This window comes from Rhodococcus sp. C-2, assembly GCF_027854095.1.
GTDB lineage: Bacteria > Actinomycetota > Actinomycetes > Mycobacteriales > Mycobacteriaceae > Rhodococcus_F > Rhodococcus_F qingshengii.
The window spans coordinates 137,198-157,399 of the sequence record NZ_JAQGFI010000009.1 but is presented as its reverse complement, the minus strand read 5'-3'; the positions used below and the strand labels follow the sequence as shown (position 1 = coordinate 157,399).

General features: G+C 62.5%; 20 protein-coding genes and 1 pseudogene. 18 read left to right on the top strand and 3 right to left on the bottom strand.

Annotated elements, in window-relative coordinates; all coding sequences use genetic code 11:
- Positions 1–127: 127 nt before the first annotated feature.
- From PCS43_RS20085 to PCS43_RS20060, 6 genes are all read left to right on the top strand, one after another.
- The gene (locus PCS43_RS20085; RefSeq protein WP_064074877.1) at positions 128–2,266 is read left to right on the top strand and encodes an Rv1355c family protein; all 2,139 of its coding nucleotides are present in this window, start codon (positions 128–130) and stop codon (positions 2,264–2,266) included.
- Positions 2,267–3,528: 1,262 nt separating this feature from the next.
- Positions 3,529–3,705, top strand: a complete 177-nt coding sequence (locus tag PCS43_RS20080; protein ID WP_156525055.1) for a hypothetical protein — start codon at positions 3,529–3,531, stop codon at positions 3,703–3,705.
- 253 nt (positions 3,706–3,958) lie between these two features.
- A complete protein-coding gene (locus PCS43_RS20075) occupies positions 3,959–4,243 on the top strand; it encodes a hypothetical protein (RefSeq protein ID WP_064074835.1) in 285 nt (94 codons plus the stop codon).
- Positions 4,244–4,440: 197 nt separating this feature from the next.
- Positions 4,441–4,599, top strand: coding sequence for a hypothetical protein (locus PCS43_RS20070; RefSeq protein ID WP_156525056.1), 159 nt, complete (start codon positions 4,441–4,443; stop codon positions 4,597–4,599).
- A 173-nt stretch (positions 4,600–4,772) separates the two neighbouring features.
- Positions 4,773–5,015 (top strand): WhiB family transcriptional regulator, encoded by a 243-nt coding sequence (locus tag PCS43_RS20065; protein WP_231915184.1) that lies wholly within the window; start codon positions 4,773–4,775, stop codon positions 5,013–5,015.
- Positions 5,012–5,287, top strand: a complete 276-nt coding sequence (locus PCS43_RS20060) for a hypothetical protein (protein ID WP_064074837.1) — start codon at positions 5,012–5,014, stop codon at positions 5,285–5,287. The genes PCS43_RS20065 and PCS43_RS20060 overlap by 4 nt, the downstream gene beginning before the upstream one ends.
- Before the next feature lie 1,010 nt (positions 5,288–6,297).
- On the opposite strand, the gene PCS43_RS33360 is transcribed toward PCS43_RS20060, so the two are convergent.
- Positions 6,298–6,354, bottom strand: a complete 57-nt coding sequence (locus PCS43_RS33360; protein WP_289305611.1) for a hypothetical protein — start codon at positions 6,352–6,354, stop codon at positions 6,298–6,300.
- Positions 6,355–6,947: 593 nt separating this feature from the next.
- Here PCS43_RS33360 and PCS43_RS20055 point away from each other — a divergent pair.
- The 12 genes and pseudogenes from PCS43_RS20055 to PCS43_RS20000 all read left to right on the top strand — a co-directional run.
- Positions 6,948–8,324 (top strand): MBL fold metallo-hydrolase, encoded by a 1,377-nt coding sequence (locus tag PCS43_RS20055; protein WP_064074838.1) that lies wholly within the window; start codon positions 6,948–6,950, stop codon positions 8,322–8,324.
- A gap of 288 nt (positions 8,325–8,612) precedes the next feature.
- Positions 8,613–10,766, top strand: coding sequence for an MMPL family transporter (locus tag PCS43_RS20050; RefSeq protein WP_082893234.1), 2,154 nt, complete (start codon positions 8,613–8,615; stop codon positions 10,764–10,766).
- 114 nt (positions 10,767–10,880) lie between these two features.
- A complete protein-coding gene (locus tag PCS43_RS20045; protein ID WP_064074840.1) occupies positions 10,881–11,150 on the top strand; it encodes a metal-sensitive transcriptional regulator in 270 nt (89 codons plus the stop codon).
- 43 nt (positions 11,151–11,193) lie between these two features.
- A complete protein-coding gene (locus PCS43_RS20040) occupies positions 11,194–11,421 on the top strand; it encodes a YgaP family membrane protein (RefSeq protein WP_064074841.1) in 228 nt (75 codons plus the stop codon).
- A 40-nt stretch (positions 11,422–11,461) separates the two neighbouring features.
- Positions 11,462–11,869: a DUF302 domain-containing protein gene (locus PCS43_RS20035; protein WP_064074842.1), complete on the top strand. Its 408-nt coding sequence runs from the start codon at positions 11,462–11,464 to the stop codon at positions 11,867–11,869.
- A gap of 52 nt (positions 11,870–11,921) precedes the next feature.
- Positions 11,922–12,701 (top strand): sulfite exporter TauE/SafE family protein, encoded by a 780-nt coding sequence (locus tag PCS43_RS20030; protein WP_064074843.1) that lies wholly within the window; start codon positions 11,922–11,924, stop codon positions 12,699–12,701.
- Between the two features lie 670 nt (positions 12,702–13,371).
- Positions 13,372–13,626, top strand: a complete 255-nt coding sequence (locus PCS43_RS20025) for a hypothetical protein (protein WP_270923087.1) — start codon at positions 13,372–13,374, stop codon at positions 13,624–13,626.
- A gap of 313 nt (positions 13,627–13,939) precedes the next feature.
- Positions 13,940–14,068, top strand: a complete 129-nt coding sequence (locus PCS43_RS20020; RefSeq protein ID WP_269454960.1) for a hypothetical protein — start codon at positions 13,940–13,942, stop codon at positions 14,066–14,068.
- A gap of 31 nt (positions 14,069–14,099) precedes the next feature.
- The gene (locus PCS43_RS20015) at positions 14,100–14,825 is read left to right on the top strand and encodes a haloacid dehalogenase-like hydrolase (RefSeq protein WP_231915176.1); all 726 of its coding nucleotides are present in this window, start codon (positions 14,100–14,102) and stop codon (positions 14,823–14,825) included.
- 26 nt (positions 14,826–14,851) lie between these two features.
- Positions 14,852–15,496 carry a hypothetical protein gene (locus PCS43_RS20010; RefSeq protein WP_064074878.1) on the top strand — a complete coding sequence of 215 codons (645 nt, stop codon included), beginning with the start codon at positions 14,852–14,854 and terminating at the stop codon, positions 15,494–15,496.
- 48 nt (positions 15,497–15,544) lie between these two features.
- Positions 15,545–17,074 carry a DUF1254 domain-containing protein gene (locus tag PCS43_RS20005; RefSeq protein ID WP_064074844.1) on the top strand — a complete coding sequence of 510 codons (1,530 nt, stop codon included), beginning with the start codon at positions 15,545–15,547 and terminating at the stop codon, positions 17,072–17,074.
- Between the two features lie 106 nt (positions 17,075–17,180).
- Positions 17,181–17,373, top strand: a pseudogene (locus PCS43_RS20000) (IS6 family transposase); the annotation flags it as partial.
- A 312-nt stretch (positions 17,374–17,685) separates the two neighbouring features.
- On the opposite strand, the gene PCS43_RS19995 reads toward PCS43_RS20000, so the two are convergent.
- A complete protein-coding gene (locus PCS43_RS19995) occupies positions 17,686–19,056 on the bottom strand; it encodes an MBL fold metallo-hydrolase (protein WP_064074879.1) in 1,371 nt (456 codons plus the stop codon).
- Positions 19,057–19,473: 417 nt separating this feature from the next.
- Positions 19,474–19,869: a PAS domain-containing protein gene (locus PCS43_RS19990; RefSeq protein ID WP_270923086.1), complete on the bottom strand. Its 396-nt coding sequence runs from the start codon at positions 19,867–19,869 to the stop codon at positions 19,474–19,476.
- Between the last annotated feature and the right edge of the window lie 333 nt (positions 19,870–20,202).

Genomic DNA, 20,202 nt, shown 5'->3' with positions numbered 1-20,202 from the left:
TGAGCAACGCCTCACACACGAAGTGCTTGGATATAGGTGACGGACGAGTGATCAAGGCCCGCCGCACAACTGAGAAGCGGAAGGGATCGTGATGCAGGACTTCACCGGCACAGACCAGGTCTCGGCAATGAACGAGACAACGCAACGGCGTGCGGAAATCTTCGACGAAGCCGACGCGGCGCAGATGCGCCGTGTGACCGAACTGCGCACGTCCGGAGCCATGATTCTCGATACGCTTGCCGACCAGCAGCATTCGCTGCTCACTCTCAACGAAGAGTCGGATGCCGACGACGTCGCGGAATCCTCTCGCTGGATTCACTACCCGTGGCGCCGCACCCTGGTGCATCTTCTCGGACCCGGCGGGTTCTGCCGTCTGCGTCTGGATCGCAACCGCAACAAGATCACCAACGAGGAACAACTCATTCTCTCGCGGCTTCGGGTCGGGATCGTCGGGCTCAGCGTCGGCAGTGCTATCGCGCATGCCCTCGCTCTCGAAGGCGTCGTCGGCTATATGCGTCTGGCGGACTTCGACGACCTCGACCTGTCTAACCTCAACCGTCTCTCGGCCACGGTCTTCGACCTCGGAGTCAACAAGGCAACACTCGCTCAACAACGAATCGCCGAACTGGACCCGTATCTCCCTGTCGATGCCTGGACAGAAGGCGTCGACGAAGCCACCATCGACGACTTCCTCGAAGGACTGGACCTGGTAATCGAGGAGTGCGATTCCTTCGACGTGAAGGTACTCGTTCGCGACCGGGCCCGGCAGCGTGGCATTCCTGTCATCATGGAAACCAGCGACCGCGGTCTCCTCGACGTCGAACGATTCGACCTCGAACCCGCCAGGCCACTCTTTCACGGCCTTGTCGGGCATCTCGACGCTGCCACCGTATCCGGGCTGAGCGTAAGGGAAAAAATTCCCTTCGGCCTACGAATCCTGGAAGGGCGTGAGATTTCAGTCCGCATGGCCGCCTCGATCCTGGAAGTGGGCGCCACCTTGGCCACCTGGCCTCAACTGGGCGGAGATGTTTTGCTCGGTGGGGCCTCGGTGGTCGCCGCGATCCGCCGGTTCGGTCTCGGGGAGGCCCTCCCGTCAGGGAGAGTGCGCATCGATATCGGTGAGCACCTCGACCAACTGAGCGACCCGCGCATTCCCCAAGACTCGATCACCTCAGGAACGGGGGGCGGGTCGTGCCCGATAGATCTACGGGCACAGTACGACTCACTCTCAGATACGCAAGCCGTCGCCTTTGCCGCTACACGCGCGCCGTCCGGGGGTAACGCACAACCCTGGATCATTCACACGGACGACACTGCCCTCACCCTCCGTATCGACACAACCCGCTCGTCGAGTGTGGACATCGAGTACCGCGGAAGTTTCGTCGCTCTCGGCGCCGCATTGCACAACGCCCGGGTCGCCGCTGCGCACCGACATATCCTCGGCGACACCGTGATCACCGGCGACGGCCCGGTGACCTCCGCGCGAATCACGTTCACTGTTGGCACCGACATCTCGCTCACCCACCAACTCCCCGGAATGCTCGATCGACGCACACATCGCGGTATGCCCGATACCGACCCGAACCGGTGCGATCTGACGGACGTCGCACATCTAGCGGCGAGTCTGTCCTCCACGACGGCAGGAGTACATCTGATCCAGGACCGGGATACGATCGCACGGTTGGCCGAGAACATCAGTGCCACAGACCGCATCCGATTCCTCACCAACGCTCTGCACCGAGAGATGATCTCCGAGCTACGCTGGCCGCACTCACATGACCTCACCCGTGGTATCGAGGTCTCCAGTCTGGGCACCCCCACGGCAGAACTCGCGGCCCTTGAGCTCCTCCGGCGCCCAGACGTCATGGAACAGTTGAACAACTGGGATGCCGGGCAAGCGCTCCGCGCAGAGACCCGCACGCGCCTGAACTCTAGTGACGCCGTCGCCGTCATCACTCAGCAGGGTACTTCCTCAGCGGAGTACATCCGCAGCGGAGCACTTGCCGAAGAGTTCTGGATAAGGGTTCAATCGCTCGGTTACTCCGTACACCCCCTCACACCCGTGTCTCTCTACGCCACCAACGCAGACCACCTTCGTACCCTCGCGCCGACCCGCGCCCACGATCTCGCCGCACTGGCGGACGAGCTGACAAAACTCACGGCACTCCACACGGGCGAACATGCAACCCTCATCGTGCGCATCTTCCGCACAGCGATCCCGGCCCCGACGAGCCGCCGACAAGCCGCGCGGGAAACGTACTCGTAGGCCGCATCAAGACAGAGAAGCGCGCGACCACCGATGGCTGCATTGGGGCGGACCGTGTGCCCAAATCCGATTAAAGAAAATGGGGCACAACCCGGGTGGCCCAATCGGATTTCTGAGGGGACTCGCGCGGTCCTTTCGGGTAAGGCTGTCAGCCAACACGCGCTCTCGGGTTGCCAGGGATCTGGCTCGTTGAAAAACTCTCGGCCGGGCCGGCGTCTCCGCGCCTGCCAAGGTCTCGATCGCGACAATGCCGTCGAGCGACTCACCCAGACCGCAGACACACTGCGTGCAGCCCTCAAATGTGTTGATCACGAATATCAGGTGCGGGTGCAGTAGACAGTGACCGGATTTCGTTGCCTCGACACCTTTTGGAGAGACCACTGCGCGTGTCGCAGCGAGGTTACAGGCAGGCAAGCTTGTTGGCTGTGACCAGTGTGGGCACTTTGGCCGCAACTTGATCGGCACTCAAGCAGCCGAGGTCATTCGGTGCTGACACCCGACGTCGACTGGCTTTGGTGTCGATCAACGCTTGCAGGCCGGCGCGGATCAATTCGACGAACACCGAGGAGGGTTGAGGACATCGAGCTGAGCGATCAGGGCAGAATCGTCGCGGGTCATCGCGTGGATCCTTTGGCAGTTACTGGTCAGGTAACCCGTTCATCATTGCTCGATGGTCCATGGCGTTCTCGCGCTAGGCGCTCGAGCTGCGGCTGCGTCGCCTCATCGAATGTACGCCACGCTGTGGGACTTGCCCTTCCCTCGTGAACTGTGGCTCTGAAACTGTCACCAGCCTATTCGATGACGCCGATAGATCCTCTTGGCGTCGCAGATCGCGACTTTGTCCCATCACTGATCGAGTCAGCCTCTCGAACCACTCACAGCCCACCAGAACATTGTTGTGGCCTGTGAGTCGAACGGCGTCAAAATGAGCTGAAGCGCGTCAGAAGTGCGTGCAATCCGGCCGAATTCGGTCGCGAACGCCTACAGCTGGAGACATAGACCTCGCGATCCTCTTGTATGACGTGAGCCAATTCCGACAGGGGGTCCCATGAGGTTCCTCCATTTTTTCGCCTCGACACGCGAGGCGAAACTGACCGTCGTAGCGCGAGCCGCGCGAGACGACATCTATACACCGTCGACATACGCGGAACTGGTAACTGCGCGCCCAACCACATATCCGATCGGCAGGGTTGTGCTGCAATTTCGGACCACACCCACCCACGGCCACACTTCGCGGCGCGGACGACACGACCATTGCATTGATGGAACGCGTGCGTCGTGAACGCGACGTGATCGTGACGGAACTGGTGCTCGAAGTCGGAGCGATGTCACTTCCCGATCTAGAGTCGGCAGTTGATCGGGAGGAGGAGTTGTCGAGGGGTTCGCCGATGCGCTCGATGATGTATGCGCTGCCAATCGATACCCTCGACCGGCGGTGACACTGATGACGGATTTTGCTGTCTTGCGGATGATGTATCGCGGTGACTGACCACTCGGGGCAGAAGCCCCGTCGTGCAGCAGAGGCGACCTACACACGCGGATGATGTGACCGGCGAGGGTTACCGAGCCGCGGTTGGCACCTCGGCTGTATGGATATCGCGAAGATCTGGGGAGGATTCTTCCCTCGGCCGGTTCGGTGAACGATTCTGAGTGAACTTGGTTCTTTCGTGGTCTCGGAAAGGAAGCTCCGCCGTGGGTTCCATTGTCCTCACCCTTGTCCTCTCTTTCCTCGTGCTCGCTTTGCTTATGCGTTACGCCAATGCCGGACAGTCGGCCCGCCTCGGCGTTCCGAAGGTCCGTCTGGTCCCGGGAGGCGGCGGCCGGTGGGTGCTCGACCGCGGGTGCTGCGGTGACGGCATGGCATGTGATGGCGATCTGTCGCGCATTCAGCGTCCGATTACCTACCAGGGGGTGGGTGCCCGAATCGGATCGACCTGCGGTTTGCAGTCAGGTCGGTCAGGCCGATACCAACTGTGACGACGGATCGAATTCGGTCATTGTTGGCCGGGGCTGGACGTAGCTGTGATGTCGAATGCGGCAACGCTGTCCGCAGTGGACGCTCTATCTCCGGCCGGCCATACATCCTGGCCGGAGTATGGGGAGAAGGTGCTGCGTTGCAGCCTGTTTCGTGTTGATTGCCTCTGATTGCACCCAATGCCGACGAGGATCCCGCTATGAATCATCTCGTTGATCACCTGCACCTGGCTGGTCTTTTCCGTCGAGGACGCCTGACCGAAGAGGAAGCGATCAACCTCGGCAGCTACTACCACCTTCACCCGTTGCCGCGGCCGGCGGTCTTCACGGCGTCACTTGGCGGCCATGCCACATTCTGATATTGGCATGAACCCGTAGGAAGTCGCCTGATTGCCTGTCAGTGGCGTTGTAAGAGAGAAGTTTTGAGATACGTCTCCTGGCTTCGGATCTGGTTTCAGCGATCCGGGGTCCTGGGGTGAGAGAGGAATTCGCAGTGATATCCGCAGTGCACTCGGCGCAGTCCGGGAAAGAGATTGCCGCTGACCCAAGTTGTTGGCAGAAGTACGCCGCGTGCGGTGGGGTCGAAGCGGCGGTGTTCTTTTCGCCGGAAGGCGAGCGTGGCGATGCCCGATCCCGCCGGGAACTGCTGGCGCGGCGGATATGTCAGACCTGTCCTGTGCTCGGTCAGTGCCGCGAGTACGCCCTCGGTGCGGGTGAGTTGTATGGAACGTGGGGTGGCATGAGCGAAGCTGACCGAAGGCGGCATGCCCAATGACAAATCGCGACGGGCACCGGGCGGCAGATCATGAAGTCCGAGGACGTGATCAGATGCGGGGTGAGCCGGTGCCGCTGTCGGTTTACCGAATGGCGCGCGGCGATCTCTTCAATGAGTACCGTTCGTTGCATCGCCGGTGTGATCGCCTGACTCCGAGTGAGAAAGCACGGTTCTATTTCGTGAACGAGGAAATGAAGGCACGGGGGCTCGGGCATGGCATTCCAACTCCTGATGCCCGCGAGTGTTTCGATGTTTGGGACGGGGAGATCTGAGATCTGTGCTTCGCGAACTGTGGGACCCGCTTTGATGACCGTCTGTGTATGTCTTTCCGTGGTAATCGGGCGGTCCGGGGTCGAGTGGGTGTGACCGCAGGTACTGACGTACTGGACTCCGGCGGGAGCATGCCCACTGGAACGATCATCGATCAGAGGATCAGAGGATCAGAGGACGTGCGCGATACTTCGAACTTGCTCCCGCCGCCGGCGCGTTCCGAATCGGGCGCTGCGGGCTCAGCGTTTGCGGAATCGGTTTACGGCGGCGCCGCGCCGAGGAGCGTGCCCACACGCTCTGCTGAATCGCGAGAGTTATCCAGCCGGTCACTGTCATGCCCGGCGATGTTCACCACCAATTGGAGAGTGCTGCCAAAGTTTTCGTGACCGACTCCGAATGCCAATCCCAAGGCGACGTTTCCGGCGGCGGGCAACTGTGGTCACCGAGTAAACACCCCGGGCAGTCTGCCCATCTTCGTGGAGTTGATTGACAAGACCCGGCTGCCAGCGCGACCAGTGCCACGATGAACGCCCACTTGTCCGGAGAGGAGGTGAAATCGGGAGGTGTTGTCAAGTTGTTTGGAGTGCAGTAGTTTTCGGACGCAGTAGCCCTCACATGTAGTGGTCGGTCAGGCGGCGAGGGTCTGCTCGGTGAGCCGATCCCACACCTCGAATCGGATGGCCAGTTCGGCCCGGGTAGTCGGTCGCGGTCATGCGGCGACGGGGCGGGTGAAAGTGCGGAGATCCGACTGACTGAGGACAGAAACCGCTGGGCCGAGCCGAACGGTGGGGAACCCTTTCATTGTCAGTTCTCGCTGCGGTGGTTATTGGGATTCTTCGCACCTGTTGTTCGAATACTTGTTCTGCGGCGCTCAGTTTTCGCCATCGCCTGCGGTCCGCAACCCGGTAGGAGCCGAGTCTGTCAGTGATCAGCACTCGCGGTGGGTGGCACTGATGTTTGAGGAGTATGCGAAAGAACCTGCTCGCAGCCCTCCCGTCTCGCTTCGATTGGATCAGGTGTCGATGACGTTTCCGTCCTGGTCCAATCCCCGCCACACATGCTTTTGCACGCCATTGATCTTCAAGAACACCTCGTCGAGATGTCACTTGTCGGCTGGTCGGGGCGTTTCCGCGGCAGCCGGCGGGCGTACCCGGCCCCGAACCGGACGCAACAGGTGCAGATCGTTTCGTTCGAGACACCGACCCCCGCTCGGCCATCCGCAACTTGATGTCGCGGAACGAGAGGGTGTATCGGTGGTAGAGCCACACCATTGCAGCAATGATCTCCCACGGGAACCAGAACCCCCTGTACGTCGACGACATCACCGGATCGCCCCAGACCAGGCGATCTCAGCAACTTGACAGTGCCCTTCGAAGTGCTGGACATCCGCACCTCGCGATGGGGTGATGTTTCATGAAAGCCGTTCTCGCTCAGGTGGTGCTGTCACCGACGAACCATTCGGCGCTTCAGATGATGCTGGGATTGCATAGCAAGGTATTGCTCTCGCCCGTCCCGTTCCTGTTTTCGCGGCGATTGTTTCGATCGATCCGTCCAGGCGTCCACCCCTTCACCCGGATACCCCCTGGGGTAACTTGACATACCCCTGGGGGTATCTGGCACACTGTGTTTATCCGACTCGGCACCGCAAGAAAGGTTGTTTCCATGCTCCTCGAGCAGTACTACATCGAGTGCCTCTCGCATGCGTCGTACCTGATCGGTGACGAGAGCACCGGCCGTGCCATCGTGGTCGACCCGCGCCGCGACATCACCGAATACCTCGAGGACGCAGCCCGCTACGGTCTGACCATCGAGGGTGTCGTCAACACGCACTTTCATGCGGACTTCGTCTCCGGCCACCTCGAATTGCTCGAGGCGACCGGTGCGTGGATCGGCTTCGGTGAAACCGCGGACACCGACTTCCCGATCCGCCGACTGCGCCATGGCGAACACCTGACGCTGGGGGAGACGGACATCGAGATCCTGTCCACTCCCGGTCACACCTGGGAGTCGATCAGTCTGCTGGTGCGGGAAAATTCACATGCCGCGCCTTCCGCTGTGCTGACCGGGGATTCGCTGTTCATCGGCGATGTCGGTCGCCCCGACCTTGCAAACCTCGGCGACGGCACCAACACCGACCTGGCTCGGGCGATGTACCGCACAGTCCACGAGACGCTTCTGACCTTGTCCGATGAGGTGACCGTGATGCCGGCCCACGGCGCGGGATCCTCCTGCGGCAAGAACCTCTCCTCCGAGTTGACCTCCACCATCGGCGAGCAGCGCCGCACGAACCCGTCAGTGCAGCCGATGAGCGAAGATACGTTCGTTGCTCTGATCACCGACGGTCAGCCTGCGGTGCCGCGGTACTTTTCTACCGATGTGACCCTGAACAGGTCGAATCGCGCTCTCCTCGAACAAAATCGGCGCATACCCGAGCTGACATCGGAGGAGCTCCGGACGGAAATGGCCATCGGAACTCGCATTCTCGACGCCCGCACTCCGGACGACTTCGCCGGCGGGCATCTGCGAGGCTCGATCAATGTCGGATTCGACGGCAGGTTCGCTGAAACCGGTGGCATGGTCGCCGATATCGGCGAGCGCATCGTACTCATCACCTATCCGGGTGAGGAACAAGATGCGGCGATGCGTTTGGCGCGCATCGGATCCGACAACGCAGCCGGGTACCTCACTGTCGGCGTCGACGGGATCTTTCCGAACTCGCTCACCGACCTTGTCCGTACCGCTCCGCGTACTGCTGTGGTCGAACTGGAGGGGCTCCTGGATTCGGATGCAGTGACCTTGATCGACATCCGAAATCCCGGCGAGCGCGACTTCGGGGTCATCGACGGTGCGCAATCGATTCCGCTCGCCCAGCTCCGCTCCCAGATCGCGGACCTGCCACGAAGCCGGCCCATCGTTGTGCACTGCGCCGGCGGTTGGCGCTCGTCCGTCGCTGCATCACTGTTGCGGGCCAACGGCATCGAGAACGTCAGCGACCTGGTCGGCGGATACACGGCTTGGGTCGAGCGGTCGTCCGAATAGTGCCTGATCGCTGAAACTCTCGTGCCCCATAGGCGGTACGGCTCTGACAAGGAGAAACCAGATGTGTTACCCCACGGCATGTTCTTCCTGCTCCAAGACCACCTGGGCAGGGTGCGGCCAGCATTCCGAGCAGGTCATGGCAGGTGTCCCGAAAGCGCGGCGCTGCACCTGCACTCCTGCTCCTGATCCGGGTTCCGGGTTCTTCCGGTCCATTTTCGGCCGCTGACCGGTGCGCCGGACACTGCTGCGCACGTCACTCCCATTCACCCCATCTTCAGGAGTCAATCAATGACCGGCAAATCTACTGTCGAGGAACGCGTTACGTCGGCGTCTCGATCCTCCGGCGGAGTGCTCGGGCGTATGGGCGCGGCCATGGCAGGCAATGCGAAATGGGTGATCGGTGTCTGGCTGATCGTCCTCGTCGCCCTCGGTGCGGCCGCACCATCGGTGTTCAGTTCCCTCGCGGGCGCCGGGTGGCAAGCCAACGGGTCCGAATCGGTCCAGGTTCGCGAACTGGCACAGGAACACTTCGGCGGTAACTCCTCGGCCGCGGTCCAGGTCGTGGTCCATTCCGACGACCACACCGTCGACAGTCCCGAAGTGCAGCGCACCCTCACCGCGGTCGCGGATGTCTTCGCCGGGGACACCCGTTTCGGTGCGATCATCGCACCGCAACCGGGAATGTCCATCAGCCCAGACGGGCACACCGGAATTCTCATCGCGGGCGCGAACGCGTCCACCGACGAGATGGTCAAGGCCGTCGACGATCTCAAGGGGCAGTTGACCGCTCTGTCCGGTGACGGCATCGAGGTCTACCCGACCGGTGCTTCGGTACTGTGGAGTGATTTCAACAAAGCGAACCACGACGCGATGATTCAGGCCGAACTGTTCTCCTGGCCGGTCACCCTCGCGATCATGGTGCTCGCGTTCGGGTCCCTCGTCGCCGCAGGGCTCCCGTTGCTGTTGACCCTGGCCGGCCTCGTCGCCTCCGCAGGTGGCCTGGTCCTGCTCAACCAAGTCACTCCGATCTCGGTGTGGGCGATGAACTTCGCGATGATGTTCGCTCTCGCCCTCGGTATCGACTATGCCCTGTTCATCGTCGCCCGCTTCCGCGACGCGATCGCGCATGCCACCTCCAAGCAGGCAGCTGTGGCGGAAACCATGGACACCGCGGGCAAAGCCGTTGTCCTGTCCGGAATCACAGTGCTGGTCAGTTTGTCTGCCGTCCTTCTCGTTCCGGCCCCCGCGGTGCGGACGATGGCGATCGGCATCATGATCGCCGTCTTCTTCGTCCTTCTCGCCTCGATGACTCTGTTGCCAGCAGTGCTCGGGAAACTCGGCACCAAGGTCAATGGTGGATCCCTGCCCTACGCCAAGCGGCAAGAACACCGCTCGCCGAAGTTCGCCGCATGGGGTGAACTGCTGCACAAGCACCCGTGGCCGTTCGCTATCGGTTCTGTCCTGGTACTGATCGCGCTGTCGATCCCGGTGCTCGGTCTCAAGGTAGCGATGCCTTCCATCGAAGTCGTCCCCGCCGACGCCCCGGTCCGCCAAGGATACGAACTCGTCCAGGCCCAGATGGGTGAGGGTGCACCGGGCATGTTGCAGATCATCGCTCCCGCCGCCGAAGCCTCGCAGACGGCGCAGACCGCTTCCTCGGTCGACGGCATCGCCATGGTCACTCCGCCGCAGCCCGCCCCAGACGGCAGTGACTATGTGATGCTGCAGGCCATGCCGACCGTCGACCCATCGGATGCACAGATAGGCACTATCCTCGACACCTTGCGTGCAGACCTCCCCTCGGGTGCACTCGTGGGCGGCGCACCGGCGGAGAACCTCGATCTGCAGCAAGCGCTGAACGACTACTTCCCACTCATCGTCGGTATCATCCTGGTACTCGGGTTCGTGTTGCTTCTGGTGGCGCTGCAGGCGCCGTTGATCGCCGTCCTGGGCACCGTGGTCAGCCTGCTCTCCACCGCAGCCGCATTCGGGGTCGCGAAGTTGATCTTCCAGGACGGGCACGGTGCATCCCTGCTCGGCTTCACTCCGCAAGGCTTCCTCGACGGCTGGGGGCCGGTGTTCTTCTTCGCAATGATCTTCGCGATCGCCATGGACTACACCGTGTTCCTCCTCGCCACGGCAAAAGAACACTACGAACGATCCGGGGACCCGAAGGTCGCCCACATCGCAGGTCTGGCTCATTCCGGACGAGTGATCTTCGCCGCCGCCGCGGTGATGGTGGCAGTGTTCTTCACCTTCGCGCTCGCTGACCCGCTACCGCCGAAGGAAATGGGCATCATTCTCGGTGTTGCTGTCCTACTCGACGCAGTCCTGATCCGGCTCATCCTGTTGCCGGTGCTCCTGCGGTTGACCGGACACGCCGCATGGTGGTCCCCGGCGTGGTTGCGAAAGGTATTGCCCAACATAAGTTTTTCGCACTGACAGGGTCCGGGGGTGGTTCGGCAGCTGTGACGCACAGATCTCCCGAACCACCCACCTGGGCATACCCATAGGGGTATATTTGAGGTTGCTGATTCACCCTCGGAAGGAAATCCCATGGTCGGCGACGACGACAGCATCGCATTGGTACTCAACCGGCTCCGCCGTGCTCACGGTCAACTCGCCGGGGTGATCTCGATGATCGAGCAGGGCCGCGACTGCAAGGACGTGGTCACCCAACTCGCGGCGGTGTCGAGTGCATTGGATCGCGCAGGCTTCAAGATTGTCGCTACCGGTCTGCGTGAATGTATGACCGGTGATACCGCGAACGGCAAGGAACCGATGACCGAAGCCGAACTCGAAAAGCTCTTCCTCGCGCTCGCCTGAGTCCGAGGCGACGATCGAGGACAATGAACGGAAGGAACAGATCATGACAGCCCTCCCTCGGCACCACGGCTGGACCATCGAACGGATCGTTCCCCTGCTGGGCGGGGTGGTCGTCCTGCTCAGTGTGGCGCTGACCCTCATCTTCTCCATCTGGTGGCCGCTTCTCACCGCGTTCGTCGCCGCGAATCTCCTGCTCTACAGCGCAGTAGGGTGGTGCCCGATGAGCCTGATACTTCAACGCCTCGGCATCCCATGTCTCGGCACCCGCTGACCGATCCCAGACCCCCAATCCCGGAAAAAGGACGTAGATCATGCAACTCGCTCTCACGACCACCCTGAACACCACCTTCGACGACGCTGTCGAACGCACCCGCAAGGCCCTGGCCGATCAGGGCTTCGGGATACTCACCGAGATCGACATGAAAGCGACCCTCAAAGCCAAACTTGACGAAGACATCGAGGATTACCTCATCCTCGGCGCCTGCAACCCGCCGTTGGCGCATCGCGCCGTCGACGTCATGCGTCAGATCGGACTACTGCTGCCGTGCAACGTCGTCGTGCGCGCCGACCGCACGGCAACGAACAGCGTCATTGTTGATGCGATGAACCCCGCCCTCATGGCCGAAGTCACCGGTGAGCCGGCACTGCAGGCAGTCGCCGACCAAGCGAGCACCAGACTGCAAGCTGCGCTCGATTCACTTACCACGCAACCACACTGACTCGTGACCACGCGGAAGACAGCCGGCTACCAATAAACGGAAACGGATTCCGATGACCCTCGCAATCGCACTCGCGGCCGGCGCTGTCATCGGCATCCTTCTCGGACTCCTCGGCGGCGGCGGATCCATCCTCTCCGTACCGGTCCTGGTATTCGCGCTCGGCCTCGACATCGACCGGGCGGTCCCGATCTCACTGATCGTGGTCGGCGTCGCCTCGGCGGTCGGCGCCGTTCCCAAAGTCCGCGCACATCTTCTGCAGTGGCGGCTGGCGGCGGTGTTCGCCGCCGCCGGCATCCCCGCCACCTTCCTCGGCAGCGCCTTAGGGCGACTGCTACCGCAGGCCGCCGTCATGGTCGGGTTCGCCGTCGTCATGATCGTAGCCGGTGCACGTATGCTCGCCGACCGCGGAAATACCGGGACCGCCTGCAGTGTAGGGGATTCCGGCATCAACTGGCGCCGCTGCGCACCTCGCGCAATCCCCGCCGGATTCGTCGTCGGCGTTCTGACGGGACTGTTCGGCGTCGGCGGCGGATTCCTCATCATCCCCGCGCTGGTGCTTATGTTGGGTATCGACATGCAGATCGCGATCGGAACATCACTTCTGATCATCGTCGCGAACTCGACCGCCAGCTTGATCTCGCACCTGGGTGGCGGTGTCACCATCGACCCGGCCATCACGATCAGCTTCGCCGGAGCTGCGATCGTCGCGTCCCTAATCGCCGGGCGGTTCGGCAACCGCATCGACACCGACAAACTCCAGCACTGGTTCGCCTACTTGGTCTTCGTCGTCGCCGCCTACATTCTGCTAGACACTCTCGTTCTAGGTCGCTGACGCCGTGACGCACGAGGAGCCGCGTTTGTGTGGGCTTCGCTGTTGCATATACGCAGCGGGCGCGCAGGCTGCCAATTGTCGTATCAGATCGGCATCGAGTATTCCGACCTCGGCGGGCCCACCTCCGCGGTCGGGTGGCCGGTCGGCGGTGAGCTGATCCCCCGAACGGGGCTGGACGGTTCAACCGATTCCAGGAGGGCAACATCTATTTGGCGGCCACCGGCACCCACCCGGTGTACGGGGCGATCTTCGCCGTTTCGAGAACGGCCGCTTCGGGTTCCCCGCCTCCGAAGAGGTCGCCGTCCCAAGCCGCCGGCAGACCAACTTCGAAGGCGGCTGGATCCGGTGGGTCGACGACGGCGATCAGACCCTCACCTCTTGATCGAGCCGGGGTGCCGATCGCGATGACCTTCTGTGCGCACCCGACTGCACCCCGCGCGTCACCGAGAGTGGCTACCGGGGCCCTTCCCGGTCAGCGCAGGATCATTTACGCCGCCACGACCGCGAGAACGATCGTGACCAGCAACAACAGCAGCATAGTCTCGAGCGTGTGCGTGTGCGTCCAGCCGGCCATGCTCGTAAGTGTGGTCCGCCCTCGCGCACTCCGGGCGGGTTCGCCCCTGCGCTCATCCGCGCCGGGCCTTGAGCCCGTTTCTAGGGGTGAATCCTGGTGCGCGGTCCGCACGAGCTGCCAGTGTCGCCGTTCCTCTGGCACGAGTCCGGTACAGATTTCTGGTCCTTTGCCCGCTGGAAAGAGATCCTCGTCGGGGTCGCGGTTGCCGTCCTCGGTCTCGTGGGGTTGACGGCACCGCTGCGGGTGCTGATCGCGTCCACTCTCGGCGGGCTGGCCGGCTGGAGGGCTGATCGTCTCGCTGCTACTAGGCTACGGCCTCGGCACCGGGGCCACTCCGTCCGCCATCAATGACATCCTCGCCGGTCTCACCCTGATCGCGGTCACCGCCCTCGGCCACGTCGACGCCCGTACCGCCCTCACCACCGACACCGACACCGACACCGACGAGTGACCCGTACGGCTACCACCGCCACCCGGTGGTCACGGGCGCGATACCCGCACGGGTGCGCCCGCGATTCTCCTCCGGAACCTCCCCACGATAGGGCAGCATGGCAAGCACGGGGACGTGCCCGCGGGTCGGACGGTGTGACGGTAATGAAACGCATCCTGAACGTGCTGATCGTCGTGGCCCTCATCCGCTCTGACCACATATGAGGAGAGTCGTATGACTGGCACATTGAAGAGCTGGAACGAGGGCGAGACCAAGCGGGCGATCGAGGCTTTCGTGGCCACGGCGACCACGCCCGGCGACGGCTACATCGAACTCGCCGACCGGATCGCGGTTCGACAATGACGGGACCCTCTGGATCGAGCAGCCGCTCCCCGTGCAGCTCGACTTCATCTTCCGCTCTCTGGCACGGGCAGCGTCCGGTGACCCCGAGCTCGCTGCCAAGGAGCCGTACAAAGCGATCCTCAGCCATGACAACGCGTTCTTCGCCGCCGTCGGCCAGCAGCAGCCGGATGCGATCCTGGCGCTCGAACAGGCTCTGGCACACACTTGGCTCGGCACGACACCCTCTGAGTTCGAGTCCGAGGTGCTGGCCTACCTGCGGGCGAAGCAGTCTGAGAAGTTCTCTCGGCCCTACACCGAGCTCGTGTATCAGCCCATGCTCGATCTGTTCGACCTGCTCGCAGCGAACGACTTCCGCGTGTTCGTCTGCTCGGGAGGCGGCCGCGAGTTCATGCGGGCCTTCTCGGAGTCAGCGCTGGGCATCCCCCGCGAACACGTCATCGGCACCTCGCCCGTGTACGAGTACAAGGACGGAGAGATCCGCCGCGGTGGCGAGGTCCTGGGCGGCCTGGCACTCGGACCCGGAAAACCGGAGCACATCTTCGCCTATGGGGGCCGCATGCCCGCACTCGCCGGCGGCAACGCCGACGTCGACATCGAGATGCTCGAGTCCGCGAAGTTCTCGCTGCTGATCGTCCACGACGATGACGAACGAGAATTCGCGTACGTAGAGGGCGCCGAACGCTCGCAGGCCTCCGCGAAGACCAACGGCTGGACCAGCGTGAGCATCAAAGATGACTGGAGCGTGGTCTTCCTGTGACCAGCCGAAACGAAACGGAGACGCCGATGACCGAACTCACCGCGATCGACATCCTGATCCTTCCGGATGACACGATGATCACCCACGCGAAAGAGTGGAACGCGCGTGTCCGCAAGAAGCTGGCAAGCGGCTTCGCGTTGGACTCCTCGCACACTCCGCACATCACCCTTCTGCAGCGCTACGTCCATACCGCCCACCTCGAGGACGTGTACCGCGTCGTCGGTGAGGCGCTCACCGCCGCTCCGGTCGCGACCTTGGAGTTCACGGGCGTGAAGCTCGCACACATGGAGATGGCGGCGACACCGGGAGTGGGGCTCGCTGGTCTGCTTGTGCAGGCCAGCCCGGCCGTCATCGACCTGCAGTCCGCGCTGATCACCGCGCTCGAGCTGTACACGGGCTCTGACGGGACAGCGGCGGCATACGTGACCTCCGAGGCCGAACCGGATATCAACGCCGACACCCTGCACTACGTGGAGTCCTACGTGCCCGTCCACAGCGGTGAGCACTACATGGCGCACGTCACGGTGGGGCAAGCCCCGCTCGAGGATCTGACGACGTTCGAAGCGGACCCCTTCCCTCCGTTCGTCTTCCACCCCGCTGGTGTCGCGATCTTTCACCTCGGCGACAACGGCACCGCCCGCACCGAGCTTCACAGTTGGTCGCTCAGCTGAGAGCGATCCGACACCCACCGCGATTCTTACTGAGAAAAAGGAAGATTCATGACAGGCAGCAGTACCGTTCACGGCAAGGGGCAAGGCCTGATCAACGTGGCACCCACAAGCGCGTCGGCCGACATTCCCAACGGATACAACACGTCGATCCCGAGCAAGATCATGACGCCGGACCGGGTCCAGACTCGGATCGGGACGCTGGAGTTCACTGACGGTTTCCCGAGCGACGAGACCGCCGCGAAGGTGTTCGAGCACCTGGACTTCGTGCGTGCTGTGGAGGTGTTTTTGCAATGCGTTCCCGCGGCGTCGATGGAGGGACTTCGTGCGGGCTTGGCCGGCATCGGCTGTGACGCCGCGCACAAAATGGTGATCGCTGATCGCCTGCTGGATTCCAACCCGCTGTTCCTCACCGGTAACACCGACACCGTCTACGCGCTCGCGATGCTCGACCTGGATCGTGATGGTCCGACGGTCATCCAGATCCCACCCGGGTGCGGGCCCGGCACCGTCAACGACGCATGGTTCCGCTTCGTGACAGACATGGGCGCACCGGGACCTGACCGTGGTAGCGGGGGTGACTACCTGCTGATCCCTCCTGGCTACGACCGTGAGATTCCCGACGGGTATCACGTGGCCCACTCGGCGAGCCACACCAACCTGCTCGCGCTGCGCGGGTTCGTCGTCGACGGCAAGACCGATGCGGCGAAAGCGATGTTCGAGAACGGCGTCAAGATCTACCCGCTGTCCGGAGCGGAAGATCGCCCTCAGATGGAGTTCAGCTCCTTCTCCGGCAAGGTGTTCAACACCATCCACGCCAACGATCGGGAGTTCTACGACGAGATGGCGCAGGTGATCAGGCGCGAACCGATCGAGATGATCGACCCGGAGACGCGGGGCCTGCTCGCTTCGATCGGCATCCACAAGGACCGTCCGTTCGAGCCTGATGAGCGGATGCGCGCCACACTCGCCGATGCCGCCGCGGTCGGCAACGCCACTGCCCGCGCGATCTGCTTCCAGACCAGGGATCCGCGCGCCCACTATTACGAGGATCGCACCTGGAAGACGGGTTTCGTGGGTGGCGACTATCAGTGGCTCGACGGTGACGGGCGCGGCGGGCGCAACATGGACGCCAGGACGTTGTTCTTTTACCAGGCGACCTTGAACACACCGGCCATGGCGCTGGAAATGGTAGGTGCCGGCTCACAATACGCGCTCTCCGAACGCGACTCCTCCGGTGCGTTCCTGCAGGGCGGCAACAACTATCGCCTCACGCTCCCCCCGAATGTTCCCGCCAAGGACTTCTGGTCGATTATCGCCTACGATCCCCAGACCCGCTCGGAGCTGCAAACCGGTCAGCCACTGCCGAGTCGCAGCAGTGAGAATGACCGCGACGAGCTCGTCTACAACGACGACGGCTCGATCGATCTGACCTTCGGCCCGGAACCGCCGAATGAACGCCGTGGCAACTGGATTCAGACAGTGCCCTCCAAGAGCTGGTACGCGATCCTACGGCTCTACGGGCCGCTGAAACCCTGGTTCGACAGGAACTGGGTCCCCAACGACATCAAGCGGATCTGATCACCACCCGGCAGCCGCCGCCGGGGCGCCACTCGATGGCCTCTGTCACTGTGCGCATAGGGCACTGTCATATTGTTGAACGCGGCAAACTGGGAGAATCGGTGGGGTGAGCACCGCAAGGCTGTCGTACAAAGGTCACCGCTACCCAGTCGAGATCATCAACCACCGTGCGTGGTTGTGCTTCCGGTCCCCGCTCAGCTTCCGTGACGGTCGAGGAAATCATGCGCGAACGCGGTGTCGTGGTCAGGTATGAGTCGATCCGACGGTGGTGTGCCAAGTTCGGGCAGGCGTACGCCAACGGGCGATTTTTATGCGTGGGCTCGGCTCAGTTCTCCGCACTTGTCAAACAAGATGCTTTGGGCGACCTCAAGATGTAGGTACACAACGATCGGCCTGGTCAGCGACTCGCATAGTGCTGTCACTTCGGTCAGCACCGCTTTCGACTGCCCCAGACGACGAATCTGTTTTGTAACGGTGTCTCGACCGCTGAGCGCAGGTTGTTCTCTGGGGTGCTCGGCAGGAATTATCTGTCGGAAGGACGTCGTAGTCAGGGAATCTGGCCGATAGCGCACTCAGCTTGTGCGACTAAGGATTCGGATGGGTGCTCGTCGTCAGGTGTGCGCTGTTTGGAGCCCAAGTTCCACAGCCTGGCCGTAATTTTCGTCGATCAGCACGACAGTGCGGTGCTCGCGGTCGAGCAGCGAGGCTGCGATAGAGGCTCGGTACCCGGAGGCGCAGTGCACCCACACTTCGGCTGCGTCGGGAACGTCGGCGAGGCGGTGCGGTAGCTCGTGGAGCGGGATGTTGACGGCGCCGGGGATGTGGCCATCTGCGTACTCGGACTCTTGGCGCGTGTCGAGCACGGTCACCTTACCTTCCGCGGAGGCGGCCGCGAGTCCGGCGAAATCGGACACGTCGTAGGCCCGCGCTTGTCCGTCACCGACGAGCGAATGAATTTCCCCGACAGCGGATCCGGAGGGACTGTCGATACCGATACGAGCCAACTCGCGGGTGGCGTCAGCGATCTGGTCGGCTGTTTCACCGATCAGTGTCAGCGGCACACCCCACTCATAGAGCCACCCGAGGTAGGTGACGAACGTAGCGGACAGCTCGAAGCCAAGGGATCCATCGAGGTGACCGGCTGCGAAGGCGGTGCGCGCTCGCAGATCGACAACCCACTGGCCTGTGTCGATACGCCGGCGTAGTTCCTCGGGCTCGACAGGCTCGGGCGTGGACAGGTCGATCGGGGCCGGCCCCTCGGCGTTGATGACGCCCATGTGGGCGTAGTACGCGGGATAGGTGGAGAGTCCCGCGATCAACTCCTCCACATAGGTTTGTTCGTCGTGGGTGAGCGCAGGGTTCGACTGCTGTTGTTCACCTATGGTCGAGGAAACTCCGCTGGTGGGGGTTGCGGAGCAGAAGCTACCAAACCCGTGGGTGGGATAGACCTTGACCGCGGCGGGGAGTTCGTCGGCGATACGGCGAACCGAATGGAACTGTGCGTGGGTGAGTTCGTCGGTGTGCTCGGAGCCGAGCAGGTCGGTTCGGCCGGTAGATCCGTAGAGCATCGAGCCGCCGGTGAAGATCGCGATGGGCTCGCCGCGGTGGCGCAGGATGTAGCTGACGTGGTAGTGAGTATGGCCGGGGGTGTGCATGACCTGGAACGCGACCGCTCCCATGTCAATGACATCGCCGTCGACGACGGCTCGGCGCTCGTATTCGACCGGGTCGCCGTCCGGTACCACGTACTGGGCGCCGGTGGCGCGCGCGAGTTCGAGCCCCCCGGTGACGTAGTCGTTGTGAATGTGAGTTTCCAGTACCTGGGTGATCGCGGCGTGCTTCTCCTGGACAAGAGCGAGGACACGGTCGATATCGCGTTGTGGATCGATCACCACTGCGACCCCGTCATGGCTGATTAGGTAGCTGCGATCGCCGAGGCTCGAAGTTTCGATGATGGCGACGTCGGGTTCGGTCGTGCTCATGATGGCTCCTCCAGTGCTGTCGGGCGGCCAAGGTAGTGATGTGGCGGGGGATGTTTCAGGCCAGTGCGAGAATGAGTTTTCCAGTTCTGCCGCGGTCATGGGTTCTTTGTTCTCAGCAGTTTCGCCGGTCATGCATTCGCGCGAGCCGGTGGCCACGATCTTGAATCGTGCTTTGTCGAGGGCCCTCGAGACGGCTGGTTGTTCCGGCTGCATTTGTCAGGGGCGTAGCAGGATGTGGTCGAAGCGGGTTCGCACGGTGGAGGGACGGTGAAGTCGGTGGCTAAGCGTGCGAGGAGTGTTTCGGCGATGTCGCGGACTTTGATGTTGGTTTGTTGGGAGTGCCAGACGAGGACGTCGAAGGCTCGGTCGGTGGGGGATGGCGTAGATGGCCATGAGCATGCTTTCGGCTTATTCGATTTATTCGATCGCGCCGCGAGAGGCAGCGACGACGTCGTCGACGGTGTCGGAGACGGCCGCGTCGAGGGTGTTGGTGATGTCGATGTAGAAACCGGTACTGCCGACGATGGTTCCGTGGTCGTCGGTGATGCGGTCACCGACCACGACGACGGATCGGATGGTGCCGGCGGTGTCGATGATTCGGTGTCGGCTGCCGAACGCTCCGCCGGTGGTGCGGATCGCGTGCAGGGTGTGGGCGATGTGCGCTCGGTCGTCGGGATGTTTTTGGGAGAGAATTGGTTTGGTGGTGGGTGTGATGGCGGCGGGTTCGTAGCCGTGCACGCGGGCGACGGCTCCGACCATTCCCATCGGACGCCGTGGCGGTGGTAGCGGAACCCGCGACTCGGTGCGGGGCACCGACTTTCGCTATCGGGCCTAATGATCCTTCGTCCGCCACCGACATTCGCATGCCCTTTCGATCCTGCATGTTTCTCATCCTCGCCTGTTCGAGGACGTTATATCGGATCCGACGGTTGAGGGCGACGCGTGGTCCCAGTTAGGAAGAGGTATTGGGCGAGGGCCGCGGAATGATGATTATCGTCTGTTCATCGGGTGTGCCCGACCATACCGAGTTGGGGAGGGTGGGGAAGCCGTGTGAGCGTTGATGTCTGTCGGGTGAAGTTTCTGCGGGAGTTGGGGCAGCTGTGTGTGCGTTTCCCGACGACCGGGTGTTGGTCGGTTCATACGAGG